Source organism: Mesorhizobium sp. P2_F5 (assembly GCF_056403715.1).
The window spans coordinates 170,317-194,537 of record NZ_JBFUEY010000008.1; the positions used below are offsets into that span (position 1 = coordinate 170,317).

At 62.8% G+C, this 24,221-nt stretch carries 23 protein-coding genes and 1 tRNA gene; 12 read left to right on the top strand and 12 right to left on the bottom strand.

Features of this window, described 5'->3' with window-relative positions:
• Positions 1-19 precede the first annotated feature (19 nt).
• Entirely contained in the window at positions 20-790 is a 771-nt protein-coding gene (locus AC1DYO_RS14185; protein ID WP_477264128.1) for an ABC transporter substrate-binding protein, read from the top strand.
• A gap of 176 nt (positions 791-966) precedes the next feature.
• Here AC1DYO_RS14185 and araD1 read toward each other — a convergent pair whose 3' ends face one another.
• The 4 genes from araD1 to chvE all read right to left on the bottom strand — a co-directional run bounded on the left by araD1 (position 967) and on the right by chvE (position 6,183).
• The gene (araD1, locus tag AC1DYO_RS14190) at positions 967-1,962 is read right to left on the bottom strand and encodes an AraD1 family protein (RefSeq protein ID WP_477264130.1); all 996 of its coding nucleotides are present in this window, start codon (positions 1,960-1,962) and stop codon (positions 967-969) included.
• A 212-nt stretch (positions 1,963-2,174) separates the two neighbouring features.
• On the bottom strand, positions 2,175-3,461 hold the full coding sequence (gene mmsB / locus AC1DYO_RS14195) for a multiple monosaccharide ABC transporter permease (protein ID WP_477264132.1): 1,287 nt from the start codon (positions 3,459-3,461) through the stop codon (positions 2,175-2,177).
• The gene (gene mmsA / locus AC1DYO_RS14200; RefSeq protein ID WP_477264134.1) at positions 3,458-4,990 is read right to left on the bottom strand and encodes a multiple monosaccharide ABC transporter ATP-binding protein; all 1,533 of its coding nucleotides are present in this window, start codon (positions 4,988-4,990) and stop codon (positions 3,458-3,460) included. Before mmsA ends, mmsB begins: the two co-directional genes overlap by 4 nt.
• Positions 4,991-5,112: 122 nt before the next feature.
• Complete coding sequence (chvE, locus tag AC1DYO_RS14205; RefSeq protein WP_142868326.1) at positions 5,113-6,183, bottom strand: multiple monosaccharide ABC transporter substrate-binding protein; 1,071 nt, start codon at positions 6,181-6,183, stop codon at positions 5,113-5,115.
• 296 nt (positions 6,184-6,479) lie between these two features.
• Here chvE and AC1DYO_RS14210 point away from each other — a divergent pair, with 296 nt between their 5' ends.
• Positions 6,480-7,469 carry a LysR family transcriptional regulator gene (locus tag AC1DYO_RS14210; RefSeq protein WP_477264136.1) on the top strand — a complete coding sequence of 330 codons (990 nt, stop codon included), beginning with the start codon at positions 6,480-6,482 and terminating at the stop codon, positions 7,467-7,469.
• A 404-nt stretch (positions 7,470-7,873) separates the two neighbouring features.
• Entirely contained in the window at positions 7,874-8,326 is a 453-nt protein-coding gene (locus AC1DYO_RS14215; RefSeq protein ID WP_477264138.1) for a hypothetical protein, read from the top strand.
• 71 nt (positions 8,327-8,397) lie between these two features.
• On the opposite strand, the gene AC1DYO_RS14220 is transcribed toward AC1DYO_RS14215, so the two are convergent.
• Positions 8,398-8,471: transfer RNA gene (locus AC1DYO_RS14220), tRNA-Gly, on the bottom strand.
• Between the two features lie 363 nt (positions 8,472-8,834).
• Between AC1DYO_RS14220 and AC1DYO_RS14225 the strand changes: the two genes are divergently transcribed.
• Both AC1DYO_RS14225 and AC1DYO_RS14230 read left to right on the top strand, forming a co-directional pair.
• A complete protein-coding gene (locus tag AC1DYO_RS14225) occupies positions 8,835-9,764 on the top strand; it encodes a hypothetical protein (RefSeq protein WP_477264140.1) in 930 nt (309 codons plus the stop codon).
• Between the two features lie 185 nt (positions 9,765-9,949).
• The gene (locus AC1DYO_RS14230) at positions 9,950-10,213 is read left to right on the top strand and encodes a DUF6460 domain-containing protein (protein WP_181056239.1); all 264 of its coding nucleotides are present in this window, start codon (positions 9,950-9,952) and stop codon (positions 10,211-10,213) included.
• A gap of 10 nt (positions 10,214-10,223) precedes the next feature.
• On the opposite strand, the gene AC1DYO_RS14235 is transcribed toward AC1DYO_RS14230, so the two are convergent.
• On the bottom strand, positions 10,224-11,126 hold the full coding sequence (locus AC1DYO_RS14235) for a histone deacetylase family protein (protein WP_477264142.1): 903 nt from the start codon (positions 11,124-11,126) through the stop codon (positions 10,224-10,226).
• Between the two features lie 130 nt (positions 11,127-11,256).
• On the opposite strand from AC1DYO_RS14235, the gene AC1DYO_RS14240 reads away from it, so the two are divergent.
• The gene (locus AC1DYO_RS14240) at positions 11,257-12,594 is read left to right on the top strand and encodes an MATE family efflux transporter (protein ID WP_477264182.1); all 1,338 of its coding nucleotides are present in this window, start codon (positions 11,257-11,259) and stop codon (positions 12,592-12,594) included.
• An 88-nt stretch (positions 12,595-12,682) separates the two neighbouring features.
• The gene (locus tag AC1DYO_RS14245; RefSeq protein WP_477264144.1) at positions 12,683-12,847 is read left to right on the top strand and encodes a hypothetical protein; all 165 of its coding nucleotides are present in this window, start codon (positions 12,683-12,685) and stop codon (positions 12,845-12,847) included.
• Between the two features lie 21 nt (positions 12,848-12,868).
• Here the strand turns inward: AC1DYO_RS14245 and AC1DYO_RS14250 are convergent, their stop codons facing one another.
• A complete protein-coding gene (locus AC1DYO_RS14250; protein ID WP_477264146.1) occupies positions 12,869-13,939 on the bottom strand; it encodes a quinone-dependent dihydroorotate dehydrogenase in 1,071 nt (356 codons plus the stop codon).
• Positions 13,936-14,286, bottom strand: a complete 351-nt coding sequence (locus AC1DYO_RS14255; RefSeq protein ID WP_477264148.1) for a DUF952 domain-containing protein — start codon at positions 14,284-14,286, stop codon at positions 13,936-13,938. Before AC1DYO_RS14255 ends, AC1DYO_RS14250 begins: the two co-directional genes overlap by 4 nt.
• Positions 14,287-14,392: 106 nt before the next feature.
• Here AC1DYO_RS14255 and AC1DYO_RS14260 point away from each other — a divergent pair, with 106 nt between their 5' ends.
• Together AC1DYO_RS14260 and AC1DYO_RS14265 are read left to right on the top strand one after the other, a co-directional pair.
• A complete protein-coding gene (locus AC1DYO_RS14260) occupies positions 14,393-14,827 on the top strand; it encodes a hypothetical protein (protein WP_477264150.1) in 435 nt (144 codons plus the stop codon).
• A 102-nt stretch (positions 14,828-14,929) separates the two neighbouring features.
• Positions 14,930-15,589 (top strand): response regulator, encoded by a 660-nt coding sequence (locus AC1DYO_RS14265; protein WP_477264152.1) that lies wholly within the window; start codon positions 14,930-14,932, stop codon positions 15,587-15,589.
• Positions 15,590-15,645: 56 nt separating this feature from the next.
• Here the strand turns inward: AC1DYO_RS14265 and AC1DYO_RS14270 are convergent, their stop codons facing one another.
• A complete protein-coding gene (locus AC1DYO_RS14270) occupies positions 15,646-16,296 on the bottom strand; it encodes an O-methyltransferase (protein WP_477264154.1) in 651 nt (216 codons plus the stop codon).
• 95 nt (positions 16,297-16,391) lie between these two features.
• Here AC1DYO_RS14270 and AC1DYO_RS14275 point away from each other — a divergent pair, with 95 nt between their 5' ends.
• Positions 16,392-17,024, top strand: a complete 633-nt coding sequence (locus tag AC1DYO_RS14275) for a TetR/AcrR family transcriptional regulator (RefSeq protein WP_477264156.1) — start codon at positions 16,392-16,394, stop codon at positions 17,022-17,024.
• 19 nt (positions 17,025-17,043) lie between these two features.
• Here AC1DYO_RS14275 and AC1DYO_RS14280 read toward each other — a convergent pair whose 3' ends face one another.
• A complete protein-coding gene (locus AC1DYO_RS14280; RefSeq protein ID WP_477264158.1) occupies positions 17,044-20,526 on the bottom strand; it encodes a PAS domain-containing hybrid sensor histidine kinase/response regulator in 3,483 nt (1,160 codons plus the stop codon).
• 252 nt (positions 20,527-20,778) lie between these two features.
• On the opposite strand from AC1DYO_RS14280, the gene mscL reads away from it, so the two are divergent.
• Complete coding sequence (gene mscL, locus AC1DYO_RS14285; protein WP_477264160.1) at positions 20,779-21,198, top strand: large conductance mechanosensitive channel protein MscL; 420 nt, start codon at positions 20,779-20,781, stop codon at positions 21,196-21,198.
• A gap of 104 nt (positions 21,199-21,302) precedes the next feature.
• The gene (locus AC1DYO_RS14290) at positions 21,303-22,469 is read left to right on the top strand and encodes a pyridoxal phosphate-dependent aminotransferase (protein ID WP_477264162.1); all 1,167 of its coding nucleotides are present in this window, start codon (positions 21,303-21,305) and stop codon (positions 22,467-22,469) included.
• Positions 22,470-22,715: 246 nt separating this feature from the next.
• Here AC1DYO_RS14290 and AC1DYO_RS14295 read toward each other — a convergent pair whose 3' ends face one another.
• Both AC1DYO_RS14295 and AC1DYO_RS14300 read right to left on the bottom strand, forming a co-directional pair.
• Positions 22,716-23,666: an IS481 family transposase gene (locus tag AC1DYO_RS14295; protein ID WP_477264164.1), complete on the bottom strand. Its 951-nt coding sequence runs from the start codon at positions 23,664-23,666 to the stop codon at positions 22,716-22,718.
• A 49-nt stretch (positions 23,667-23,715) separates the two neighbouring features.
• Positions 23,716-24,221: aminotransferase class I/II-fold pyridoxal phosphate-dependent enzyme (locus tag AC1DYO_RS14300; RefSeq protein WP_477264166.1), on the bottom strand; the 506-nt coding region annotated here is incomplete at its 5' end.

A 24,221-nucleotide genomic window follows, 5' to 3' on the forward strand; every position in this document is an offset into this window, starting at 1 on the left:
ACGGCCTAGGGGAACAAAAATGCAAATTTCGAAATGGATCATATCGGCAGCAGGCGCTGCCATGCTGGTGATTGCGGCTGGCTCGCTGGCGCAAGCGCAGGAGAAATTGAAGATCGGCACCGAGGGCGCCTATCCGCCCTTCAACACCATCACAGCGGACGGCAAGGTCGAAGGCTTCGACATCGACATCGCCAATGCTCTGTGCGCGCAGATGAAGGTCGAGTGCGAGATCGTCACCCAGGATTGGGACGGCATCATTCCGGCGCTGCAGGCGAAAAAGTTCGACGCCATCATCGCCTCGATGAGCATCACCGAGGAGCGCAAGAAGCAGGTCGCCTTCACCAACAAATACTACACCACGCCGCTGGCGCTGGTGGCGCCGAAGGACAGCGATCTCACCTCCACCGAACCGGCCGCCCTTGCCGGCAAGACGGTCGGCGCGCAGGCCTCGACCACCCAGGCCGACTACGCGCAGAACGCCTATGGCAAGGCCGGCGCGGAAGCCAAACTCTACCCAACCCAGGAAGAGGCGATCACCGACCTGCAGAACGGTCGTCTTGACGCGGTGATCTCGGACAAGTTCGTGCTGATGGACTGGCTGAAGAAGGCGAGCGAAGGCTGCTGCAAGCTCGTCGGCGACGTCAAGGGCACCGAGACGCAAGCCGGCATTGCCGTGCGCCTGGAAGACACCGCCCTGCGCGACAAGCTCAACGCGGCGATCGACGCCATCGTCGCCGACGGCACCTACAAGAAGATCCAGGCGAAGTATTTCGATTTTGATATTTATTGAGGTTGAAGCTGCCAATCTCCCCCCTTGAGGGGGAGATGGCCGGCAGGCCAGAGGGGGTCGCTGCGCGTCGAACGTCAGCGCCATCTGGTGCCGCGGAAGACGTCGGCGCTCCGCGCGCAACGACCCCCTCTGTCGCCTTCGGCGACATCTCCCCCTCAAGGGGGGAGATCATGCTCTCACAGCGCCTTCACCGCCACCTTCACCGGCTGCTCGATCTCCAGCGGGTTGCGCAGCGGCAATCCAAAATCTCCAGCTTCGATCTCGAAGACATCGCCGGCCTGCGTCCTGATCCCATCGGCAAACGACAGCGTCGCCGTGCCGAACATGTGCACATGCACGTCGCCCGGCTGGCGGAAGGCCGAGTATTTGAAATGGTGGTGCTCGAGATTGGCGATGGTGTGCGACATATTCGCTTCGCCCGACAGGAACGGCTTTTCCCAAAGCAGATTGCTGTCGCGATAGATTCGTGATGAGCCCCTGATGTCGGCCGGCAGGTCGCCGATCAGGATCTCCGGTCCGAACGAGGCGTTGCGCAGCTTGGAGTGCGCCAGGAACAGATAGTTCACCCGCTCGGTGACGTGGTCGGAAAACTCGTTCGACAGCGTAAAGCCGACCCGGAACGGCGCGCCGTCGTCGCCGATGACATAGATGCCGGCGATCTCCGGCTCCTCGCCGGCGTCCTGCGCAAAGGCCGGCGACATCAGCGCCGCGCCTGGCGCCACCGCCATGGTGCCATTGCCCTTGTAGAACCATTCCGGCTGCACGCCGGTCTGGCCCTTGGCCGGCTTGCCGCCCTCGAGCCCCATACGGAACATCTTCATGGAATCGGTGAGCTGCTCCTCGCCGCCGTCGCTGAGCTTCTTGTGCATGGAATCGCGCGTTGCCGCCGATCCGAGATGGGTCAGCCCGGTGCCGGTCAGGTGCAGATGCGCCGGATCGGGATGGTTGATCGGGGACACCAGCCGGCCTTTCTTGTAGACGGCGTCGAGGTCGACGGCTTCACCGTATCCCTTGCGCTCGATCAGCGCGGCGAGCCCAGTGCCGGTGCGCGCGGCTTCCATGGCCAGCGAATAGACGCTGCGGGCGCCGTTGATGACCCTGGTCTTGCCGCCGCCATTGCGGGCGACGACGCGGATCGTCTCGGCGTCGTCGAGAATCTGGGAGATCAGCATGATGAAACCCTCTCTCATGTGCCTTGGCCCGGTTGCCATCTCGCAAACCTTGACCTGCGCGGCTCGGACCTCGCCGCGCCACGGGTTGAACTCTTCGTCCGGATTGCGCTCGCGGGCTTGATCCCCTGAGGGGACTTGCTGATGCCGGCAGGTTGCCGGCAACATCGCGATCTTGACCCGTATGCCTTCTTCGTTGCCTCGCCTAAAGCCTGTCAGGCCTTGTTCTTGTTGTAGACGTCGAAGATCACGGCGCCGAGCAGCACCAGGCCTTTGACCACCTGCTGCCAGTCGACATTGACGCCCATGATCGACATGCCGTTGTTCATCACGCCCATGATGAAACCGCCGACCACCGCGCCGATGACTTGGCCGACGCCGCCCATCGCCGAGGCGCCGCCGATGAAGACGGCGGCGATGACGTCGAGCTCGGAGCCGAGGCCAGCGGCCGGCACGGCCTGGCCGAGACGCGCCGCAATGATCAGGCCGCCGAGCGCCGACAGCACGCCCATATTGATGAACACCATCAGCGTCAGCCGCTCGGTGTTGATGCCCGACAGCTGCGCCGCCTTGGGGTTGCCGCCCATGGCATAGATGCGGCGGCCGATGGTCATGCGCTTGGTGACGAAGACGAACAGCGTGATCAGCACGCCCATGACCAGCAGCACCACCGGCAGGCCCCGGTAGCTGGCGAACTCATAAACCAGGAACAGCGCCAGCGCGCTGGCGACCAGCGTCTTGACGATGAACAGGGGGAAGGGCTCGGCCTCATAGCCATGGCGCTCGCGTTTGCGCCGGGTGCGGACCCCGAAATAGGCATAGGCCAGCACGGCGATCAGGCCGAGCACGACCGTCGTCATGTGCAGGGTCACGCCGCTGCCCAGTATGGTCTTGCCGGCTGCGTTCACTACCGGCGGGACGAGCGTCAACGGGCCGATAATGTCGGGGATGAAGCCGGAGCTGAGCATTTTGAAGTCGTCCGGAAGCGGACCGACCGAGGATCCGCCGCCCAGCAGCGCCTGGCAGATGCCGCGGAAGATCAGCATGCCCGCCAGCGTCACGATGAAGCTCGGTATCCGGTGATAGGCGATCCAGTAGCCTTGCGCGGCGCCGATCAGGCCGCCGACGATCAGGCAGACGATCGAAACCACCAGCGGATTGCTGAGTGGCCCGAGCTGCCAGATGACCATCATGTTTGCCGCCAGCGCACCGATGAAACCGGCGACCGATCCGACGCTGAGGTCGATGTAGCCAGAGACGATCACCAGCAGCATGCCCAGCGCCATGACGATGATGAACGAGTTCTGCTGCACCAGATTGCTGAGGTTGACCGGCTTGAACAGCGTCCCGGACGTGGTGAACTGGAAGAACAGCATGATGACGATCAGCGCGATGATCAGGCCGTATTCGCGCAGATTCGTCGTCAGCGCCGAGACGGCGATGCGCGGGCGCTGTTCTTCGGCGACGTTGCCCTGCGGGGCCGGGGCGATTTCGGTGCTCATGCTGCTTTTCCTTCTCCCCGAACGATGGCGCGCATTATTTTTTCCTGGCTTGCTTCAGACGCCGGCATTTCGCCGACGATGCGCCCTTCGTTCATGACGTAGATGCGGTCGGTAATCCCCAACAATTCCGGCATTTCCGACGAGATGACCACGATCGACTTACCTTCCGAGGCAAGACGGGCAATGATCGTATAGATTTCATATTTGGCGCCGACATCGATGCCGCGTGTCGGCTCGTCGAGGATCAGCACGTCCGGGTCGGCGAACAGCCATTTCGACAGCACCACCTTCTGCTGGTTGCCGCCCGAAAGATTGCCGGTCATCTGATAGACGCTGGACGCGCGGATATTGGTCTTCTTGCGGTAGTCGTTGGCAACCGCGAGTTCGCGCATGTCGTCGATCACGCTGTGGCGCGAGACGCCGCCGAGATTGGCCAGCGTGATGTTGTGCTTGATATGGTCGATGAGGTTGAGACCGTAGGTCTTGCGATCCTCGGTAACGTAGGCGATGCCGTGCTGGACCGCCTTGCTCACCGTGGAGACATCGACCGGCTTGCCCTTGAGCAGCACCTCGCCGGTGATGCGGCGGCCGTAGGAGCGGCCGAACAGGCTCATGGCGAATTCGGTGCGGCCGGCGCCCATCAGCCCGGCAATGCCCACCACCTCGCCCTTGCGCACATTGATGTCGATGCCCTTGATCACCTGCCGCTCGGCATGGAGCGGGTGATAGACCGACCAGTTCTTCACCTCGAACACGACTTCGCCGATCTTCGGCTCGCGCGGCGGATAGCGGTCGTCGAGCGAACGGCCGACCATCGAGGTGATGATGCGATCCTCGCTGATGTCCTTTTTGGCCAGCGTCTCGATGGTGCGCCCGTCGCGGATGACGGTGACCTTGTCGGCGACCCGGTTGATCTCGTTGAGTTTGTGCGAGATCAGGATCGAGGTCATGCCTTGCTTCTTGAATTCGAGCAAAAGGTCGAGCAGCGCCTGGCTGTCCTTTTCGCTCAGCGACGCCGTCGGCTCGTCGAGGATCAACAGCTTGACGTCCTTGCTCAGCGCCTTGGCGATTTCGACCAATTGCTGCTTGCCGACGCCGATATTGGTGATCAGCGCATTGGGGTCCTCCTTGAGGCCCACCTTCTTCAACAGGGCGCCGGTGCGCTTCTCATTGGCGTCCCAGTCGATGACGCCGTATTTGGCGTTTTCGTTACCGAGAAAAATGTTTTCGGTGATCGACAGCATCGGCACCAGCGCAAGCTCCTGGTGGATGATGACGATGCCCTTGTGTTCGCTGTCATGGATGCCTTTGAACTGGCATTCCTGGCCCTGGAAAATGATCTGGCCGTCATAGGTGCCGGCGGGATAGACGCCGGACAGAACCTTCATCAGCGTCGATTTGCCGGCGCCGTTTTCGCCGACCACGGCATGGATTTCGCCTTCCTCGACACTGAGGTTGACGTTCGACAGCGCCTTCACGCCGGGGAACGTCTTGGTGATGTCGCGCATCTCCAAAATCGTCGAGGCCATGGGAACTACCGCTCCTTGAGAGGTCGGCAAACACTGCCGGCGAGGTCGGTAACAATACCGGGCCCGCTGGTGAACGAAAAGGGGCCCTGCGTTGCGCAGGACCCCTGATTTTACAACCGAATTTACTTCAGTTCGTCGGCCTTGATGTAGCCGGAGTCGACGACCAGCGCCTGGTAGTTCGACTTGTCGACATCATGCGGCGTCAAGAGGATCGAAGGAACGACCTTGACGTCGTTGTTGTAGGTCTTTTCATCGAGGCCGTCCGGCTTGCCGCCCGAGAGCACCTTGTCGACGAGTTCGACGGTGGCCTTGGCCAGTTCGCGGGTGTCCTTGAACACGGTCGAGTACTGCTCGCCCGAGATGATCAGCTTGACCGAGGCGGTCTCGGCATCCTGGCCGGTCACGATCGGCCAAGGCTGAGCGTCGGTGCCGTAGCCGACAGCGCGCAGCGAGGCGGTGATGCCGCGCGACAGGCCGTCATAGGGCGACAGAACGCCATCGACGCGGCTGCCGTCCGAGTAGTTGGCCGACAGCAGGTTGTCCATGCGCGCCTGGGCGGTGGCGGCGAGCCAGCGCAGCGTGCCGACCTTGTCCATGCCGGTCTGGCCGGACTTGATCTTGATCGAGCCGTCGTCGATCAGCGGCTGCAGGACGGAGATGGCGCCGTTGTAGAAGAAGAAGGCGTTGTTGTCGTCCGGCGAGCCGCCGAACAGCTCGACGTTCCACGGCTTGGTGTTCGGGAAGCGCTCCTTGAGGCCCTTGACCAGCGAGTTCGCCTGGATCACGCCGACGCCGAAATTGTCGAAGGTGGTGTAGTAGTCGACATTGGCGGTCTTCTTGATCAGGCGGTCATAGGCGACGACGACGACGCCGGCGTCAGCGGCCTTCTGCAGCGCGTCCGACAGGGTCGTGCCGTCGATCGAGGCGATGATCAGCGCCTTCGGGCCCTTGGTGATTTCGTTTTCCAGCTGGCTGAGCTGGTTGGGGATGTCGTCCTGCGCGTACTGCAGGTCGACGGTGTAGCCGAGAGCTTCGAGCTGGGACTTGACGGCGTCGCCGTCATTGATCCAGCGCTGCGAGGTCTTGGTCGGCATCAGCACGCCGACAAGACCCTTGTCGGCTGCGTGCGCCGAGTAGGTCATGGCAGCAATGCCAAGGGCCGCGACGGCGGCCAGTGTCTTGATGATTTTCACGTAAAACTCTCCCTGGTTGATGGACGCGACACCTCGGGGCTTCGCGGGCCGCGCAGTCGGGCGGATGCGCCAAAGCGCCGCCGCCGTCATATCGATCTCCGGTATCCTCCCAATCGGCCCTCAGTCGCCTGATTTCAATCGATACGATTTTGCTCGTCATCGACCGTCAAGTCTTGAGGACGCGCGAAGGGTGTGTCCCTTTGCCATAACTGTCAAATGCGATCTTCGGTGGTTGCTATACCGAAACCGGTATATGACAGAGCTGGGTCGGAGCAGTAGCTGGAGTGGGAGACATCATGGCGGCGTTGGGCAATCCTCGCGGAATTTCAGACAGTTACGATGAACTGCCGGGCGCTGGCGAAACACTTCTGCGCAGCGGCCTGAGCCTGCGCCACATGCGCATGATAGCGGCGCTGGACGATCACGGTCGGGTGAGCGCGGCGGCGCAGGTGATGAACATCTCGCAGCCGGCGGCCTCGCGCATGATTTCCGAGATGGAAGCGGTGCTCGAAGTGAAGCTCTGCGAAAGGCTGCCGCGCGGCATCACGCTCACACCTTACGGCAAGGCGTTGGCAAGGCGCGCGCGTTCGATCCTGCTCGAAATGCGCGAAGCCGACCGCGAAATATCGGAGCTCAAGGCCGGCAAGGGCGGATCGGTGTTCCTCGGCGCGGTCACCGCGCCGGCGATCGAACTCGCGGTGCCGGCGATCCGCGAAATCCGCCGCCTCTACCCGCGCATCGAGATCACCATGCAGGTCGAAACCTCGAATGTGCTGGCGCGCGAACTGATCGCCACGCGCCATGATTTCATCATCGCCCGCATCCCCGACGACCTCAATCCTCGGCTGTTCGAATCGCGCGTCATCGGCGTCGAGAAAGCTTGTTTGATCGTGCGCCGCGGTCATCCGCTGAGCAATGGCAAAGCGGTGCGGCTGGAGGATACGGCCGCCTATGACTGGGTCTTCCAGTCCGGCGGCTCGCCGCTGCGCCAGGCGATGGAAAGCAATTTTTTGAACCGCAACATCGCGCTGCCGGACCGCATCCTCAACACCTCCTCGCTGCTTCTGACCTTGGTCATGGTCGCCCAGTCCGACGCCATCGCCCCGGTGTCGATCCAGGTGGCAAAATTCATCCAGAACCCCGACGGTCTCGCTGGCGCCATCGACGTCGTCCAGACCGAGTTCGACATCGAGGTCAGGCCCTACAGCCTGATCACGGTGAAGAACCGCGCGCTGTCGCCGGCCGCCAAGATGCTGCACGATTTCATTTTGCGGGAAGTGGGATGATGGCGGCGTAGTGGAGCAGGTCTCCCATCGCCGGCATCGCCACCACCATCATCGCAGGCACGGCTGGAGAAGGGTCTGCCACCGCTATTGGCGCCACGGCCGGCGTCACGTCCGCTGCTGGCGCAGACGCGTCTGGTTGCGCGTCTGGCTCTGAGAAACCGGCAACTGGTGCGCCGGCCCTCACAGCTATGCGGCCGATGGGTACCTCTCGAAGCGAGCTTCGCCAATTCCTGGGCCGTTGCCTCCGAAAATAGCTTTCTTCACGTGCTCAAATGTCGCGATTGCGTCGGTTGAAGAGACCGCTCTCGATCTATATTAGCGCTGGCTACAATTCAAAGGCAGCCTGTTGTTAACCATCTTGATGGTAGCGTGGATGTCATGTGACGAGCGCGAGGTTAACAGCAATGCCCACCAATCTGCCGCCTGCATGGGTTGGATGGACGGTGGCCATGGCGATTGGGTTCTTCACCGTCCTGACGATGCTGCCCGCGAAGGCGGAGACGGTGAGCGGCAATCCCGGTGGCCAGATCGTAACCTTCGCGTTGCACGTCGCCAAACTGCGCGCCGCCGACGAGCCAGTGCACTTTGACGGGGCGTGCGACAGCGCCTGCACGCTCTATCTGTCCCTGCCCGTCGAGCAGCTTTGCGTTACCCCGCGTGCATCCTTCGGCTTCCATCTGCCGTACGGCGTCGGTGCCCGTCAGAACGCGGTCGCTGCCAACTACCTGCTCTCGCAATACCCCGATTGGGTGCGGCAGTGGATCGACGAGCACGGCGGCCTGTCGCACACCCTGATGCGGATGGAAGCCGATGAGGTGGCAATGCACCTTCCCATATGCGCCGAGGTGCTGGCATGAACAGGGTCGCAATGCGCAGGCGTGCGGCAGGGCGGTCGCCGGCCAACTCCGTCTAAATCATCGATTTTTGCTGGAGCGGGTAGAGGGAATCGAACCCTCGCGTTCAGCTTGGGAAGCTGACAAGCTACCATTACATCATACCCGCGTCGGCCTCTCGATATCATGATGGGCCTGCTTCGGGCAATCGCCCTTGGACAGCTCTTCGGAAACGGCTGTTGGAAACCCCGCCGGCGGGAACATCACTGCCGCACGGGCAGTTCCATGCGTACCCGCGCCATGAACCGTTCAGAATCCGGATCGTCCCGTCACGCAGGCCGGCAATCTGGCGGGCGAGGTTGAGGCCGAGGCCGGCGCGCCGCCGACCGAAAGGCCTGTTGCCGGAATGTAACGCTGCCTCCGACAACCGTGTCCCCTGGCAGACAAGCCAGCCGCGCTTCCCCCGCGCGGGGGATGCGCGGTGCATCCGGCGCCTCTACAGCGGAAACCGAGATCCGATTCGACAGGTCCGTTGGGGACGTTTGCGCCGGCGCTCGACCCTGTCGTTGGCAACGCCAACGCAGAGTTCAAACCAAGGCGTCGAAGACGATGCCGCCACCGAGGGGACTTCATGCTTCGTCTGCCCACTCTTGCTGCTTCACTGTTCGCAACCTCTGCCGCTTTCGCCGCTGATGCGGTGCTGCCGATCGCCGTGGAACCGGCGGCGCCACACATTTCCGGTTATGGCGAGATTTATCTCGGTGGCCTGCAGCTTTCTACTTTCGGGGAAGACACCGACGTCCACGCCGGCGGCGGTGCGGGGCGCGTGAATATTCCGTTCGCCGAGAAGTGGAATGTCCAGCTTGACGGCACCTACGACCGGATCTGGAAGGATGGCGACTTTATCGATGGGCTCGGCGGCGCTGTTCATGCCTACTACCGCGATCCGCAACGTTTCGCGGTCGGTCTGTTCGCGACCTACAAGCGCTACGGAACCGGCTTTGCGGATGCGAACGACTACACAGTCGGGCCTGAGGCACAGGTCTATTTCGGCAATCTGACGCTCTATGGCCAGGCCTATTGTGGCAAGACCGATGTGGATTTCGACAATCCGACGGAGTGGGGCGTTCGCGGTGTTGCGCGCTATTTCGTGCAGCCGAACCTGAGGTTCGACGGCGAAGTTGCCTTCAACAGGGTCGGCTTCGATTTTGCCGATTTCGATACGGTCAGTCTTGCGGCCCAGGCCACGTATAGGTTCGAAGGCACGCCATGGTCGCTGTTCGGCCGCTACCAATACGAGCGAATCTCGGCCGAATCCGAAACTTTCAACACCTCCAACAAGTACACGATCGGTCTGCGCGCCAGCTTTGGCAGCAGGACGCTGTTCGACGAAGATCGCAATGGCGCGACGATGGACACCTATAGGTCCAATTTCATCTTGCCCTTCGGCGGCGCGAGCTAGGGTGGCATTTGGAGAAGGTCTAACCCCAACGGCTGACCTCACAGCCCTGTCCGCAATATGTCGGAGGGATACCCCGCTGCACGGTGCTCGGGCGACTGCGGAGCCGCCCCGGCTTGATGCCGGGCGGCCAAGTGCGTATCTCTGGGCCTGTGTCCGAATCCGGGCATCCAACTGGAGGCAGGCCTTTGTCCGCATTGACGCGCTTTCTCGGCGACTCGCCCGTCAGGGTGATCGTCAAGCTCCTGGTCGTGTCGTTCCTCGTCGGCCTGGTGATGAATGCGTTCGGCTGGACGCCGATGGACGTCTTCTATGGCGTCCAAAAGTTCTTCATCGATCTGTGGAATCTCGGCTTCCACGCCATCGACCGCTTCCTCGGCTATATCCTGCTCGGGGCCGCGATTGTCGTGCCGGTCTTCATCTTCTTGAGGATTGCCAACTACCGGAAGTAACTTTCGTTCCTCAGGCGAAGGTCGCCGCCACCTCGAACAGGATGGCGTGGCGCGCCGCCAGCGCCGCCACGTCGGTCGAATAGCCGCCACCGATGACGCCGCAGACCGGAATGCCCAGCGCGCGGAAATGGCTGATCACCATAGCGTCGCGCGCGCGCAAGCCGTCATCGCTGAGCGACAGCCGGCCAAGCCGGTCCTCGACATGGACGTCGACGCCGGCATTGTAGAAGACGATGTCCCAGCGCGCCTTGGCCGAGAGCTCCGGCAGGAGGACGCCCAGCCGTTCGAGATAGGCGGCATCGCCGGTGCCGTCCGGCAGCGCGACGTCGAGATCGGAGGCGATCTTGCGCACGGGATAATTCCGCTCGCCATGCATGGAGAAGGTGAACGCGCGTGGTTCGTCTTTAAGAATGTTCGCGGTGCCGTCACCCTGATGCACGTCGAGATCGACCACCAGGATGTTTTGGGCAGCACCTTCGGCGAGCAGCACCAGCGAAGCGACGGCGACATCGTTGAAGGTGCAGAAGCCCGCGCCTTGCGCGCGTCGCGCATGGTGGCTGCCGCCGGCGGTGTTGCAGGCAATGCCATCGATAAGCGCCAGTCTCGCCGCCAGCACCGTGCCGCCGGCGGCGAGTTGCGCCCTGAGCGAAACGCGTGGGCCCACGGGAAAGCCGATCTCTCGCTCGATCTTTTCCGGCACCAAGCAAGTGATGACCTGATCGACATAATCAGCCGCATGGGCGAGCTTAAGCCAGGAGGCCGGCGTCGGCTCGGGCATCGACAGCGCCTCGGCGTGGATCAGACCCCTGATGTGCAAGGCCTGCATCAGCAGCGGATATTTGCTCATAGGAAAGCGATGATTGACGGCGAAGCCGGCATCGTAGTCGGGGTGGTGAACGATCTGCAGGGGCATGGGCTGGATCCGGCGAACTTGCCAGACCGAAGATTCGGTTGGCCGTCACGGCAAGGGTGATTGCGCGGTGGCCGGAAAATGGGGCACATCGGCTGTTCGATCAAGCCGCAATCAGCAAGGCAGCAATCCCCTGGACACGGGTGCAACCCCAGCCGACGCGAAGCCCTTCGCCGTCACCAACCGTTCGGTGCTTGCCATCGCCGTGCCGATGACGCTCGCCTATCTGACGACGCCGCTGCTCGGCATCGTCGACACGGCGGTGGTCGGGCAGTTCGGCGATGCGGCCCTGCTCGGCGGCCTTGCAGCCGGCGCGCTGGTCTTCGACGTCGTCTTCAACACTTTCAATTTCCTGCGCTCCGGCACCACCGGTCTCGTCGCCCAGGCATTCGGGCGCGGCGACGAAACCGAGGAGCAGGCGGTGTTCTGGCGCGCCGTGCTGATCGCGGTCGCCGCCGGCATCGCGCTTGTCGCCCTTGCGCCGCTGATAGCCATCGCCGGCCAGAAATTCATCGGCGGCGAACCGCGCGTCAGCGAGGCGATGGGCGTCTACATCCGCATCAGAATGCTCGCCGCCCCCTTCGCGCTGATCAACTACGCCATCCTCGGCTATGTCCTGGGGCGCGGCGAGGGCGGGCTTGGGCTGATGCTGCAGGCAGTGCTCAACGGCATCAACATTGTGCTCTGCATCCTGCTCGGCCTGAAGCTCGGTTGGGGCGTTGCCGGCGTCGCCTGGGCGACCGTCACCGGCGAATTGCTGGCCATGCTGCTGGGGCTCGCCATCATTGTCTGGCGGTTCCGGGCCGCACCCCGCCTGCCGCGGCATTGCCTGCTCGACATGGCCGCCTTCCTGCGCATGCTGTCGCTCAACCGCGACATCATGATCCGCTCCTTCTCGCTACTTACCGCCTTCGCGCTGTTTACCCGCCAGGGCGCGCAGTTCGGCACGCTGACGCTGGCCGCCAATGCCGTGCTGATGAACTTCTTCCTCATCGCCGGCTATTTCCTCGACGGTTTCGCCACTGCGGCCGAACAGTTGGCGGGACGCGCCATTGGCGCGCGCGCCGAAACCTCGTTTCGTCGGGCGGTGCGCCTGACCCTGTTCTGGGGGTTCGGCCTCGCAGGCACCGCGACACTCATCTTCTGGCTCGGCGGCGCCGGCCTGGTTTCTTTGATCACCACGTCGCAGGACGTTCGCGCTGTTGCCGACATCTACCTGCCTTGGGCGGCGCTGACGCCGCTCAGTGGCGTGCTGGCCTTCCAGATGGACGGCGTCTTCATCGGCGCAACCTGGTCGCGCGATATGCGCAACATGATGCTGGTGTCTTTCCTGGCCTTCAGCGCCGCATTGTTCACCTTGGCGCCGTCCCTCGGCAATCACGGCCTGTGGGCGGCGCTGCACGTCTTCCTGCTGGTGCGCGGCTTCAGCCTGCTAGCGATCCTGCGGCTCAGGCTGCGCACGGCTTTTTAGCGCGAGTCCCGGGTCAACGTCGACGCGCTTGCACTCCCAGCCGATTGCCCTACGTCTTGCGGACACACCAATTGTTCGGGAGAAGCTTGTGCGAGGTTACTTGCCATATATTTTGGGTGCGGCGCTGGGGCTGGTCGCGGCGTTCATTCTCGCGGCAATTTTCGGCATCGGCGGAACTCCGCAGTTGCTTCTTTTCGGGGTGTTGCCTGCCCTCGGCGGCGCCATCTTTGAGCGGACCACCAATCGTGGTTGAACCGAGACGCTTCACAGCAACTCAGAGCTGCTTCGACGCCCAAAGGTCGAGCCTGCTCCCACGCAGATCGCGAATGGATTTAAGCCGTTCTCGTTCGACGAAGCGCACCATCTCGGTCAGAATGCGGCCCGGCAGCGCCGGCCCGGCATAGATCATGCCGGTGTAGAGCTGAACGAGATCCGCGCCGGCGCGGATCTTTTCCAGCGCTGTCTCGGCAGAATCGACGCCACCGACGCCGATAATGGCGCGCTCGGGACCAAGCAGCTTGCGCATCTTGGCCAGCACGATGGTAGAGCGCTCGAACAGCGGTTTTCCCGACAGACCGCCGGTCTCGCCGGTCGTACTGTGCAATCCGGTCCGCGCCAGCGTCGTGTTGGAGACGATGACGCCGTCGATCTGCTTCTCGGTCACCTCGGCAGCGATGTCCTCCAGCTCGGCCTCGACCAGGTCAGGCGCAATCTTGAGGAAGATCGGCGGTTTTGCCGAAGCTGTCGCACGCGCGGCGACGACGCGCGCCAAAAGCTCACCGAGCTGTTCGCGCGCCTGCATGGTGCGCAGGCCGGGCGTGTTGGGCGACGAGATATTGACGGTGAGATAGCTGGCGTATTTCGCCAAGCGCGAGACGCCCAATTCATAGTCACCGACACGGTCGGCGCTGTCCTTGTTGGCGCCGATGTTGACGCCGACTATGCCGTCGCGCCCCTTGCGCGCGGCAAGCCGTTTCTCAGCCGCCTCGTGGCCCTCATTGTTGAAACCCAGCCGGTTGATCACCGCATCATCCTCAGTCAGCCGGAAAATGCGCGGCTTCGGATTGCCGGCCTGCGGCAGCGGCGTCACCGTGCCCACCTCGGCGAAGCCGAAACCGAGGCCAAGCAGCGCATCCGGCACCTCGGCGTTCTTGTCGTAGCCGGCGGCCATGCCCAGCGGATTGGGGAAGGCGATGCCACAGAGGCTGACCTTCAGCCTGTCATCGCGCACCGTCCGCGCGCCGACAGGCAGGCCGCATCGCAGCGCGGCGATCGATAGGCCATGCGCCGTTTCCGGATCGAAGGTGAACAGCAGCTTCTGGCCGATGCGGTCGAGCATGCTCATTCGGCCTCCAGCGCCGGGAATTGATGTGCGCCATCAGTGCCGAGCGGCAATGGCCGCACCCACAGCACGGCGTTCATGTCGAGCACGCCATAGAGATGCGGGAACAGCGCGCCGCCGCGTGAGACCTCGTATTTCAGCGCTTCGCCCAGCCGGGCTCCGTCGATAGCCACCAGCACCAGATCCGTCTGGCCGGCGAAATGCTTTGCCGCCGTTTCCCTGGCTTGTCCTGCGGTGGAGAAATGGATGAAGCCATCGGCGATGTCGATCGGAGCGCCGGTGAAGCGGCCGTTTTTCTCGGCCTCGCGCCAAAGCGCTTCGGGCGCGATCTTGTAGATAATCTGAGACATTGTTGCGCTATAATCCGGATGGCTCATGCGGGGAAGGGCAACTCTTCCGCATTTACGGCGCAAAGCTGTGATAGGTTCTCGCATACTGGCTCGTGGAGGATGGAACATGCGTCTGCAGCACATACTGATCCCCGCCGCACTGGTCTCGCTGGTCGCGGCATCGGCCTGGTCGGAGGAGACCGATCACTACCGGCTGGAAAAATCGGCCAATGGCTATGTCCGCATGGACACCCAGAGCGGCGCCATGTCGATCTGCGAGGAGCGTTCAGGCCAGCTCGTCTGCAAGATGGCGGCCGACGAACGCGCCGCCTTCCAGGATGAAGTCGATCGTTTGCAGGCCTCGATGAAGGCCATGGACGAACGCGTCACCAAGCTGGAGAATTCGCTGTCCGCCCGCCTCGAATCGAAATTGCCGAGCGAGGAGGATTTCGACAAGACGATGAACTACATGGAGCGCTTCATGCGCGGCTTCATGGGCATCGTCAAGGAGATGGACAAGGATAATGGCGACGGCGCCAAGCTCAATTCGCAAAAGACCTGAGCCGCATCCGGCCATTGCCGCTTGAAAACAGAACGCTTCGCCGCATAATCGTCCGGTCCCGAAAAAAGCCGCTAACCAACAACGGGATTTGGGGAGGAACATTTGCCGTCGGGCTACACCTTCGTCATCGCCGACGACCATCCGCTTTTCCGCGGTGCGCTGAAAGAGGCGCTTGCCGGCGTCGGCGATGTCGCCGCCATTCACGAGGCCGGCGATTTCGAAAGCGCCAAGGCGCTGGTCGTGGCCAATGAGGATGTCGATCTGGTGCTGCTCGACCTGTCGATGCCGGGCGCCAGCGGCCTGTCCGGCCTGATCTCGCTGCGCGGCATCCACCCGGCGGTGCCGCTGGTGGTGGTGTCGGCGCATGATGACCCGGTGACGATAAGGCGCGCACTCGATCTCGGCGCGTCCGGCTTCATCTCCAAATCGGCCAGCATGGAGGAGATCCGCCGCGCCGTGCAGACGGTGCTGGCCGGCGATATCGCAGCACCCGTCGGCATCGACCTCGGCGTCGAACGCGACCCCGAAATATCCGACCTGATCAAGCGGCTGCAGGCGCTGACGCCGCAGCAGACGCGTGTGCTCGGCATGCTGGCTGAAGGGCTGCTCAACAAGCAGATCGCCTACGAGCTCAGCGTCTCCGAAGCGACGATCAAGGCGCATGTCTCGGCCATCCTGCAAAAGCTCGGCGTCGACAGCCGCACCCAGGCGGTGATCCAGCTGTCCAAGATCGGCAGCGACCCGCTGCAGCCGGTGAACTGAGCGCCCCGGGCGCGCTCAGTTCTGTTCGGCTGCCGCCAACCAATCCGCCGGCGGCTTTAACTCAGCCGCACCGACAGTTCGACGTCGTCGCCGAAGGGCGTCGACATGTAGCCCGATGCCGGGGAGCGCACGCGCTCCAGATATTCTGGGCTGAAATCGGCGTTGTCGGCGATCACCAGCGCGCCGGGCCTGAGCCGGCTTTCGACCAGGCTCAATATCTCAGGGTAGATCGCCTTGGCGCCGTTGAGCAGCAAGAGATCGATCGTTTCAGGAAGATCATCGCTCAGTGTCTGCAGCGCATCGCCCTCGCGGACTTCCACCAGATCGATAAGGCCGCCCTCTGTCAGATTGGCCTTGGCCCGCATCACCTTGGACGGCTCGAACTCGGTGGTGATCAGGCGGCCGCCGCCATTGTCTCTAAGCGCTGCCGCAAGATAGAGCGTCGAGATGCCGAACGAGGTGCCGAATTCGATGATGACACGGGCGCCTGAGCTGCGCGCCAGCATGTAGAGCAGCGTGCCGGTTTCCGGCGAAACCGCGAGCCAGAGGTCCTTCAGCCGCCCGTAGAAGTCGACATACTCGGTCTTGCTGCTGAGCAGGCGTGCCCGCTCGTCCTGAGAGAGCCCGGCCGCTGCCGGGCTCCTCGCTGCTTCGGCCTCCTTGAACAGGCGGGCAAGCAGCGGTGCCAGCGGGGTGAGAGTGGTCATGAAAAGTCTCCAGTCGAAAAATCATTGCGTTCTTGTGTCGTGCAAAAAATACGAATAATCCTTCAGGTTTCCAATTCGCATTGCCGGACAGCACCATGGCCGAACGTCCAAGTCCTTCTATTTCCTCGCGAAAACAGCCCAAGCAGGCGCGTGCGGTCGAACTCATTTCGGCGATTTTGGAAGCTGCTGTTCAGGTTTTGGCGAGCGAAGGCGCGCAGCGTTTCACCACCACGCGCGTGGCCGAAAGGGCTGGCGTCAGCGTCGGTTCGCTCTACCAGTATTTCCCCAACAAGGCCGCACTGCTGTTCCGGCTGCAGAGCGACGAATGGCAGCAGACGACCGACCTTTTGTGCGCCATTCTTCAGGACGTCGAAAAGCCGCCGCTCGAACGGATACGCATCCTGGTCCACGCCTTCATCCGCTCGGAATGCGAAGAGGCAGGGCTGCGCGTGGCGCTGAACGACGCTGCGCCCCTCTACCGGGATGCGCCAGAGACGCAAGAAGCAAGGGCCATGGCGGACTGCACGGTCGAGGCTTTCATGCGCGAGGCGTTGCCCGAGGCCTCGGATGCGGTCCGGGACCTCGCCGCCGATCTGATCACGACTGCGCTAAGTTCGGTGGGCAAGGATTTTTCAGGCAGCCCGCGCACCGACACGGAGATCGAAGCCTATGCCGACGCCATGGCCGACATGTTCTGTGCCTACCTCATAAGCCTCGGCCACCGCTGAAGCGCGATAGCAGAGTGCGTTACTCCGCCGCCGAAGCCAGCGGCCTGACCCTGGCCATCATCGAACGCAGCACCGCCGGCTTCAGCGGCTTGTTGATCACCGGCACGTCGAGGGCGGCGGCGGCGGCACGGACCTCCGTGGAGCGGTCGGCGGTAACCAGCACGGCCGGCAGATCTCGGCCGTGGATGTCACGCAGCCGCGCAATCACATCGAGGCCGCTCCTGCCGTCGAGATGATAGTCGGCAAGCACGATGTCGGGACGATCGGCCCTGGCGAAATCCTCTGAGCCGGAAAACGTGCCGACGCTGCAGCCCCAGCCTTCGAGCAAAAGCCGCATGCCGTCGAGGATGCGGGCGTCATTGTCGATGCACATGACACGCAAGCCGGCCAGCGAGTTCGCGGTGCGCGAAGGCGCCTTCGGCTCGACCTCGCGCCGCGGCGCTTCAATCGCCGCAACCGGCAGGATGACGGAAAAGCGCGTGCCTTTACCGGGGTTGGAAAAGATCCGGATTTCGAGCCGCAGGACGCGGGCGATGCGGTCGACGATGGAGAGGCCGAGGCCGAGACCTTCAGCCTCGCGCATGCCTTCGTCGAGCCGGGCGAACTCGTTGAAGACCGTGTTCAGCTTGTCGCCGGCAATGCCGATGCCGGTGTCGATCACCTGGATTTCGGCGAGCTCGCCGCGCCGCCGCACGCCGACGAGGATGCGGCCATTGCGTGTGTATTTGATAGCGTTGGAGACTAGGTTCTGGATCAGCCGGCGCAGCAGATTGCGGTCCGTCATCACGCTGAGCGACGAGGCCATGATCGTTAGCTCGAGTTTCTTTTCGGCGGCGAGCGGCTGAAAGTCGTTACCGATCTGGCGCAGCAGCCCGTCCAGCCGGAAGGCGCTGTCGTCGGGTTTCATCGCGCCGGCGTCGAGGCGGGAAATGTCGAGCACGGCGCCCAGAATGGTCTCGACCGATTCCAGCGAGGATTCGATGTTGACCGCGGCCTTGCCGGCCGGACCCTTGCCGGCCTTTTCGATCAGCGACGAGCAGTAGAGCCGGGCGGCGTTGAGCGGTTGCAGGATGTCGTGGCCGGCGGCGGCGAGGAAGCGCGTCTTGCCGAGATTGGCCTCCTCGGCCAGCATCTGCGCCTGCGCCAGCTCCTCATTGACACGCGTCAGTTCGATGGTGCGCGTCTTGACCCGCTGCTCCAGCGATTCATTGGCCCGTTTCAGCGCCAGATCCTGTTCGACGCGTCCCGAAATGTCGGCATAGGTGGCGACGATGCCACCGTCCGGCATCGGGTTGGAGCGCAATTCAAGGATGCGGCCGCTGGTCTTCAGCTCCATCTGCCACGGGCTGACGAAGCTGGTCAGCCGGTTGAGCATCGCCACGCGCTGGTCGGCCGGAATATCGCCGCGCTCGGCGAGGTGACGCAGGATAAGGTCGAGGGAGACGCCGACCTGGCCCATCTCGTCGGGCAGGTCGAACAGCGCGCGATATTGTCTGTTCCAGCAGATCAGGCGGAAATCCCGGTCGAAAACGGTGATGCCCTGTTCCATCTGGTCGAGCGCGATCTGCAACAGGTCACGATTGTGCTGCAGCGCCTCGGTGGCATCGTCGAGCAGGCGGAAGGCGTCCTTGGATTCGCGGTCGTTGCGGCGAAACAAAAGCGACAGGATCAGCCGCGCCGAAGACGAACCGACCGCGCTCGCCAGCAGCTGCTCGGAAAAGCGGATGACATCCATGCTGGCTTGTTCATTGCCGTGCAGCGAGACGCCGGTGCTCTTTTCGAAGGACTGGAAGGAACGCTCGGTACGCTCGACGCCGAGATAGCGCGAAATGGTGTCCTTTAGCACGTTGACGGTGATGGCCGTGCGGAAGCGGCGCAGGCTGGGCATCGGGCTGGCCTCGCGCGGCACGAAGATCGAGGCCTGGATGCGCTCCAGTGGTACCGACGCGCGCGACAGTGAGCCGAGGACAAAAAACAGCGTGTTGACTGACAGGCTCCACAGCACGCCGTGGTTCAACGGCTCGGCGATGGTGCCGAACAAAGCCTGCGGCCGCAGCGCCTCGAAGCCGAACAGGCCCTGCACGACGATGGCAGCGTCGGGCGCGGAAAGCGACGGCAAAAGCAGCGTATAGCCCCACACGAGGATGCCGGCGACCATGCCAAGTGCTGCACCCCTGCCATTGGCGCCGCGCCAGATCAGGCCGCCGATCAGTGCCGGCGCGAACTGGGCGATGGCCGCGAACGACATCAGGCCGATCGACGACAGCCGCACCGCGTTGGTGCTTTCGCGGTAGTAGAGGAAGGCGATGAACAAGAGGATGAAGATCGCGCCGCGCCGCACATTGAGGATCAGCGTCGACCAGTCCTCATTTTCCGAAGTCGTGGTCTTGAGCAACCGGCGCACGAAAAGCGGGATGACGAGATCGTTCGAGATCATGATCGACAGCGCCACGCTTTCGACGATCACCATGGCGGTCGCCGCCGACAGGCCGCCGATGAAGGCCGCCATGGCGAGCACGTCATGGCCGCTGAACAGTGGCAGCGACAGCACGTAGAGGTCGCTGCTGGTCCTGGCGCCGACCAGCGACAGGCCGGCGAAGGCAATTGGCAGCACGAACAGGTTGATCGCTACCAGATAGAGCGGAAACACCCAGGTCGCGGTGCGCAGCTCGGCCTCGCCGCGGTTCTCGACGATGGTGACGTAGAACTGGCGCGGCAGCATGATGATGGCAAAGCCGCTCAAGCAGGTCAGCACCAGCCAGGTGGCGAGCGAGGTGTTATACCCCATCGCCTGCCGCACCTGGTTGTTTTCGGCGAGCTTTGCGATCATGTCGCCCGGGCCGCCGAAGATCAGGAAGGTGACCATCAGGCCGATCGCCAGGAAAGCGGCGAGCTTGACCACGGTTTCGACCGCCACCGCCAGCACCAGCCCGTCCTGGTGCTCGGTGGCATCGGCGTGGCGGGTGCCGAACAGCACCGCAAACAGCGCGAGCAGCATGGCCACGACCAGCGAGATGTCGCTGACGAACGGATCGAAGGACGGCGGCGATCCCGTATAGTGCTCGACCATCAGGCCGACCGAACCGGAAATCGCCTTCAACTGCAGGGCGATATAGGGCACCGCGCCGATGGTGGCGATCAGCGTGGCGATCGCCGAGACGGCAAAGCTCTTGCCGTAGCGGGCGCCAAGGAAATCGGCAATCGAGGTGATCTTCTCGCTCTTGGCCAGCCGCACGATGCGGTTGAGCAGCGGAAAGCCGAACACGAACACCAGCACCGGGCCGGTATAGATGCCCAAAAATTCGAGGCCGCGCTCGGAGGAAAGCCCGACCGAACCGAAGAAGGTCCAGGAGGTGCAATAGATGGCGAGGCTGAGCGCGTAGATGAAAGGTCGGGCACGGCCGGGGCCCGATACCGCCGAACGCCGGTCGCCGAGGCTGGCGATAGCGAACAGCAGCGTCACATAGGCGATGGCAATGATGACGATGAACCAGCCCTGCACGGCCCGAAAGTCCTCCCTGGCCGGTATTCGCCCGGCGCGCCCCAGACGCAATCACAGCTTTGGGGTCGAGTCCATCGCGGCTTTCGGCGCATGGCGGCTGCATGTCGCCCTGTCGAGCTGTGACCTAAGGTAAGGAGAAAGCGGTGTTTTCCAGCGATTGCTTCTGTTGCAACCTCAGGTTTTTGTTATGGTATGTGCGGGCCGGCGCCGAAGGACGGCGGCAGCGCGGCCAGCCATGACAAGGAGGGTCGAATGCTGAAAGAGTTCCAGGAATTCATTTCCAAGGGCAATGTGATGGACCTCGCGGTCGGCGTCATTATCGGCGCTGCCTTCGGCAAGATCGTCGATTCTCTTGTCAATGACATCATCATGCCTTTCATCGGGGCGCTTGGTGGCGTCGACTTCTCGAACTACTTCATCGGCCTGTCGTCTACAGTCCATTCGACCAATCTTGCCGATGCGCGCAAGGAAGGCGCGGTGTTCGCCTACGGAAATTTCATCACCGTGGCGCTGAATTTCATCATCCTCGCCTTCATCATCTTCCTGATGGTCAAGGCCGTGAACAATCTGCGCAAGCGGCTGGAGGCCGAGAAGCCGGCACCGGCGGCCGCGCCGCCACCGGCCGACATTGCGCTGTTGACGCAAATTCGCGATCTCCTCGCCAAGAAATAGCTACGAGGCAGGTTCTTGGACTAAAACCCCGGTCGTTCGCGGCCGGGGTTTTCTGTTGTCGTATCTGCTAAGAGCATCCGCTCGACACCAAAACGGACCTGTCCATGACCCTGATCGATAGCTTGCGCCCCGAAGCCGTGGCCGCACCCGAAAGCGGCATTGTCGCTGTCGTCAATTACGGCCGCACACGCGAGGGCATGATCCCGCTTTGGGCCGGTGAAGGCGATCTGCCGACGCCTGCCTTCATCTCGGAAGCCGCCACCAAGGGGCTCGCTAATGGCGAGACCTTCTACACCTGGCAGAAGGGCATTCCAGAGCTGCGGCAAGCGCTCTCCCGCTACTATGCCAGGCATTTCGGCAAGAATTTCGCCGAGGAAGAATTCATCGCCACCGGATCCGGCATGCATGCCATCCAGCTGGCGCTGGCCGCCGTCGCCGGCAGCGGCGACGAGGTCGTCTATTTGTCGCCGGCCTGGCCGAATTTCGCCGCCGCCGCCGGTGTTTCTGGCGCTACTCCTGTGGCGGTCACGCTAGATCAGTCGGGCAATGGCTGGTCCTGCGATGTCGACAAGATCGCTGCCGCGGTCACGCCGCGCACCAAGGCGCTGTTCGTCAACACGCCCTCCAACCCAACCGGCTGGACCGCCGACCGGGAAACGCTGCAGGCGATCCTGAACCTCGCCCGCGAAAAGGGCCTGTGGATCATCGCCGACGAGATTTATGCGCTGTTCCACTACGGCCACGGCCGCGCGCCGTCCTTCCTCGACATAGCGACCGCGGAAGACCGCATCCTGTTCGTCAACTCCTTTTCCAAGAACTGGGCGATGACCGGCTGGCGCGTCGGCTGGATCAAGACCCATCCCGAGCTGCAGCAGGTGTTCGAAAACCTGATCCAGTATTCGACCTCGGGTGTCGCCCAGTTCATGCAGCGTGGCGCCGTCGCCGCCCTCGACCATGGCGATGGCTTCATCGTCGAACAGGTGGAGCGGGCCAGGAAGGCGCGCAACTTGGTCTGCGATATAATCGGCGCCACCGGCAAGGCGCGCTTCACCGTGCCGCAAGGCGCGTTCTACCTGTTCTTCACCGTAGACGGCATTACCGATCCACGCCGGGCCGCCTTCGACATCGTCGACAAGGCCAATGTCGGCCTGGCTCCCGGCACCGCGTTCGGCCCCGGCGGCGAAGCGTTTTTGCGGCTGTGCTTCCACCGCCGCCTCGATCAGCTCGAGGAAGCCGCGCACCGGCTGGCGAAATGGATGAAGACTGTTTGAGGCAACCGTTCGCCACACGCTGGACAGGATCTCCGGCGCGTGTGCAGATTCTGGACCGCTGCATTCCTCGGCCGCTGTAATGGCATGTATCCTACGGTCTCCGCGACGTCGCTTCGCTCCTGCTCCGCCCTAGGATGACGAAGTGAGGATCGTTTCAGCCAATCGCCAAGGTATGTGATTGGGCACAGACCCTATGCCTTCGTCATCCTAGGGCGAAGCAAGGAGCGAAGCGACGCGGCGCAGACCCTAGGTGTTTAGTCCCGGCGTTTGATGGGTTGGGTTGAGTCGGAACCGTTCGGGCTGTTTTTCCCATGTTTTGCAGATGAACTCATAAGGCGTGAGGCCCTTGAGGCTCTTAAGCCGGCGGGCGAAATTGTACGCGGTGATGAAGTCGACGAGGTGTCGGCGTAGCTGATCGTGATCCTCATAGTGGAAACGTGCGACGGTCGCCTCCTTGATGGTTCGGTTCATCCGCTCGACCTGGCCATTGGTCCAAGGATGGTTGATCTTTGTGAGCCGGTGCTCGATGCCATGGTCGGCGCAGACTTCATCGAAGATATGCCGGGGAGCATGGCGATCGCTGGTTCGGTTGGCGAACTGGATACCGTTGTCGGTCAAAATGGTTTGGATGGCGTAGGGCACGGCCGCGATCAGATCCCGAAGGAACTGGATCATCGTCATCTTGTCCGCCGTTGCGTGCAATTGCACATAGGCAAATTTGGACGTCCGATCGATAGCAACGAAGAGGCGCAGCTTACCCTGGGCAGTCTGCACCTCGGCGATATCGATGTGGAAATACCCGATCGGGTAGGCCTTGAACTTCTTCTTGGCCGGCTTGCCGATACCCGTCTGCGGTAACTGCGAAATGCCATGGCGTTGAAGGCAACGATGCAATGACGAGCGCGTCAGGTGTGGGATCGTCGGCTGTAGGGCATAGAGGCAATCATCGAGCGGCAGTTGCGTATGCTTGCGAAAGGCGACGATGGCTGCTTCCTCTTCGAGCGACAGCACCGTCGAACGCGGATCTCTGGGCCCGGTCGGAAGATCGGCAGTCGAGGTCCGACCCTTCCACTTGAGAACTGTCTTCTGATTGATCCCGTAGCGCTTGGCCAGCGTCCTCAGGCTCTCTTGACTATTTTGTATTGCTCGACGGATTGCCTCTGTCGTTGTGGCGCGGCCGTGTAGAACCTGTCCCATAGCGCATCCTTCCATTCGGAAGAAAATATCGCACCATTAAAGCTCGGGATCAAACACCTAGGATCCATGCCGTGACCGCATCCCATGTCTCGACCAGTGCGTCCTGCAGTCCTGCGATCAGCGCGTCGGTATGGAATGGCGTCGGCGTGATGCGCAGCCGCTCGGTGCCGCGCGGCACGGTCGGATAGTTGATCGGCTGGATGTAGATGCCGTGCACGCCGAGCAGGCGGTCGCTGGCCATCTTGCAAAGTTCGGGGTCACCGACCAGCACCGGCACGATATGCGTCGGCGACTCCATTACCGGCAGGCCGGCGGCGCTGAGAACCTCTTTGGTCCGCGACGCCTGGCGCTGCTGCGCATCGCGTTCGGCCTGCGAGCGCTTCAGGTGGCGGATCGAGGTGGTGGCGGCAGCGGCGATCGCCGGCGGCAGCGCCGTGGTGAAGATGAAGCCCGGCGCATAGGAGCGCACGGCGTCGATGACGGCGCTGTTGCCGGCGATATAGCCGCCCAGCGTGCCGAATGCCTTGGCCAGCGTGCCCTCGATGATGTCGATGC

Bases quoted from the DNA above. Each gene is read 5' to 3' on its own strand.
- AC1DYO_RS14185 (WP_477264128.1), top strand. From the start codon at position 20: ATGCAAATTTCGAAATGGATCATATCGGCAGCAGGCGCTGCCATGCTG.
- araD1 (WP_477264130.1), bottom strand. From the start codon at position 1,962: ATGCTGATCTCCCAGATTCTCGACGACGCCGAGACGATCCGCGTCGTC.
- mmsB (WP_477264132.1), bottom strand. From the start codon at position 3,461: ATGAGCACCGAAATCGCCCCGGCCCCGCAGGGCAACGTCGCCGAAGAA.
- mmsA (WP_477264134.1), bottom strand. From the start codon at position 4,990: ATGGCCTCGACGATTTTGGAGATGCGCGACATCACCAAGACGTTCCCC.
- AC1DYO_RS14210 (WP_477264136.1), top strand. From the start codon at position 6,480: ATGGCGGCGTTGGGCAATCCTCGCGGAATTTCAGACAGTTACGATGAA.
- AC1DYO_RS14215 (WP_477264138.1), top strand. From the start codon at position 7,874: ATGCCCACCAATCTGCCGCCTGCATGGGTTGGATGGACGGTGGCCATG.
- AC1DYO_RS14235 (WP_477264142.1), bottom strand. From the start codon at position 11,126: ATGCCCCTGCAGATCGTTCACCACCCCGACTACGATGCCGGCTTCGCC.
- AC1DYO_RS14250 (WP_477264146.1), bottom strand. From the start codon at position 13,939: ATGAGCATGCTCGACCGCATCGGCCAGAAGCTGCTGTTCACCTTCGAT.
- AC1DYO_RS14255 (WP_477264148.1), bottom strand. From the start codon at position 14,286: ATGTCTCAGATTATCTACAAGATCGCGCCCGAAGCGCTTTGGCGCGAG.
- AC1DYO_RS14260 (WP_477264150.1), top strand. From the start codon at position 14,393: ATGCGTCTGCAGCACATACTGATCCCCGCCGCACTGGTCTCGCTGGTC.
- AC1DYO_RS14270 (WP_477264154.1), bottom strand. From the start codon at position 16,296: ATGACCACTCTCACCCCGCTGGCACCGCTGCTTGCCCGCCTGTTCAAG.
- AC1DYO_RS14275 (WP_477264156.1), top strand. From the start codon at position 16,392: ATGGCCGAACGTCCAAGTCCTTCTATTTCCTCGCGAAAACAGCCCAAG.
- mscL (WP_477264160.1), top strand. From the start codon at position 20,779: ATGCTGAAAGAGTTCCAGGAATTCATTTCCAAGGGCAATGTGATGGAC.
- AC1DYO_RS14290 (WP_477264162.1), top strand. From the start codon at position 21,303: ATGACCCTGATCGATAGCTTGCGCCCCGAAGCCGTGGCCGCACCCGAA.
- AC1DYO_RS14295 (WP_477264164.1), bottom strand. From the start codon at position 23,666: ATGGGACAGGTTCTACACGGCCGCGCCACAACGACAGAGGCAATCCGT.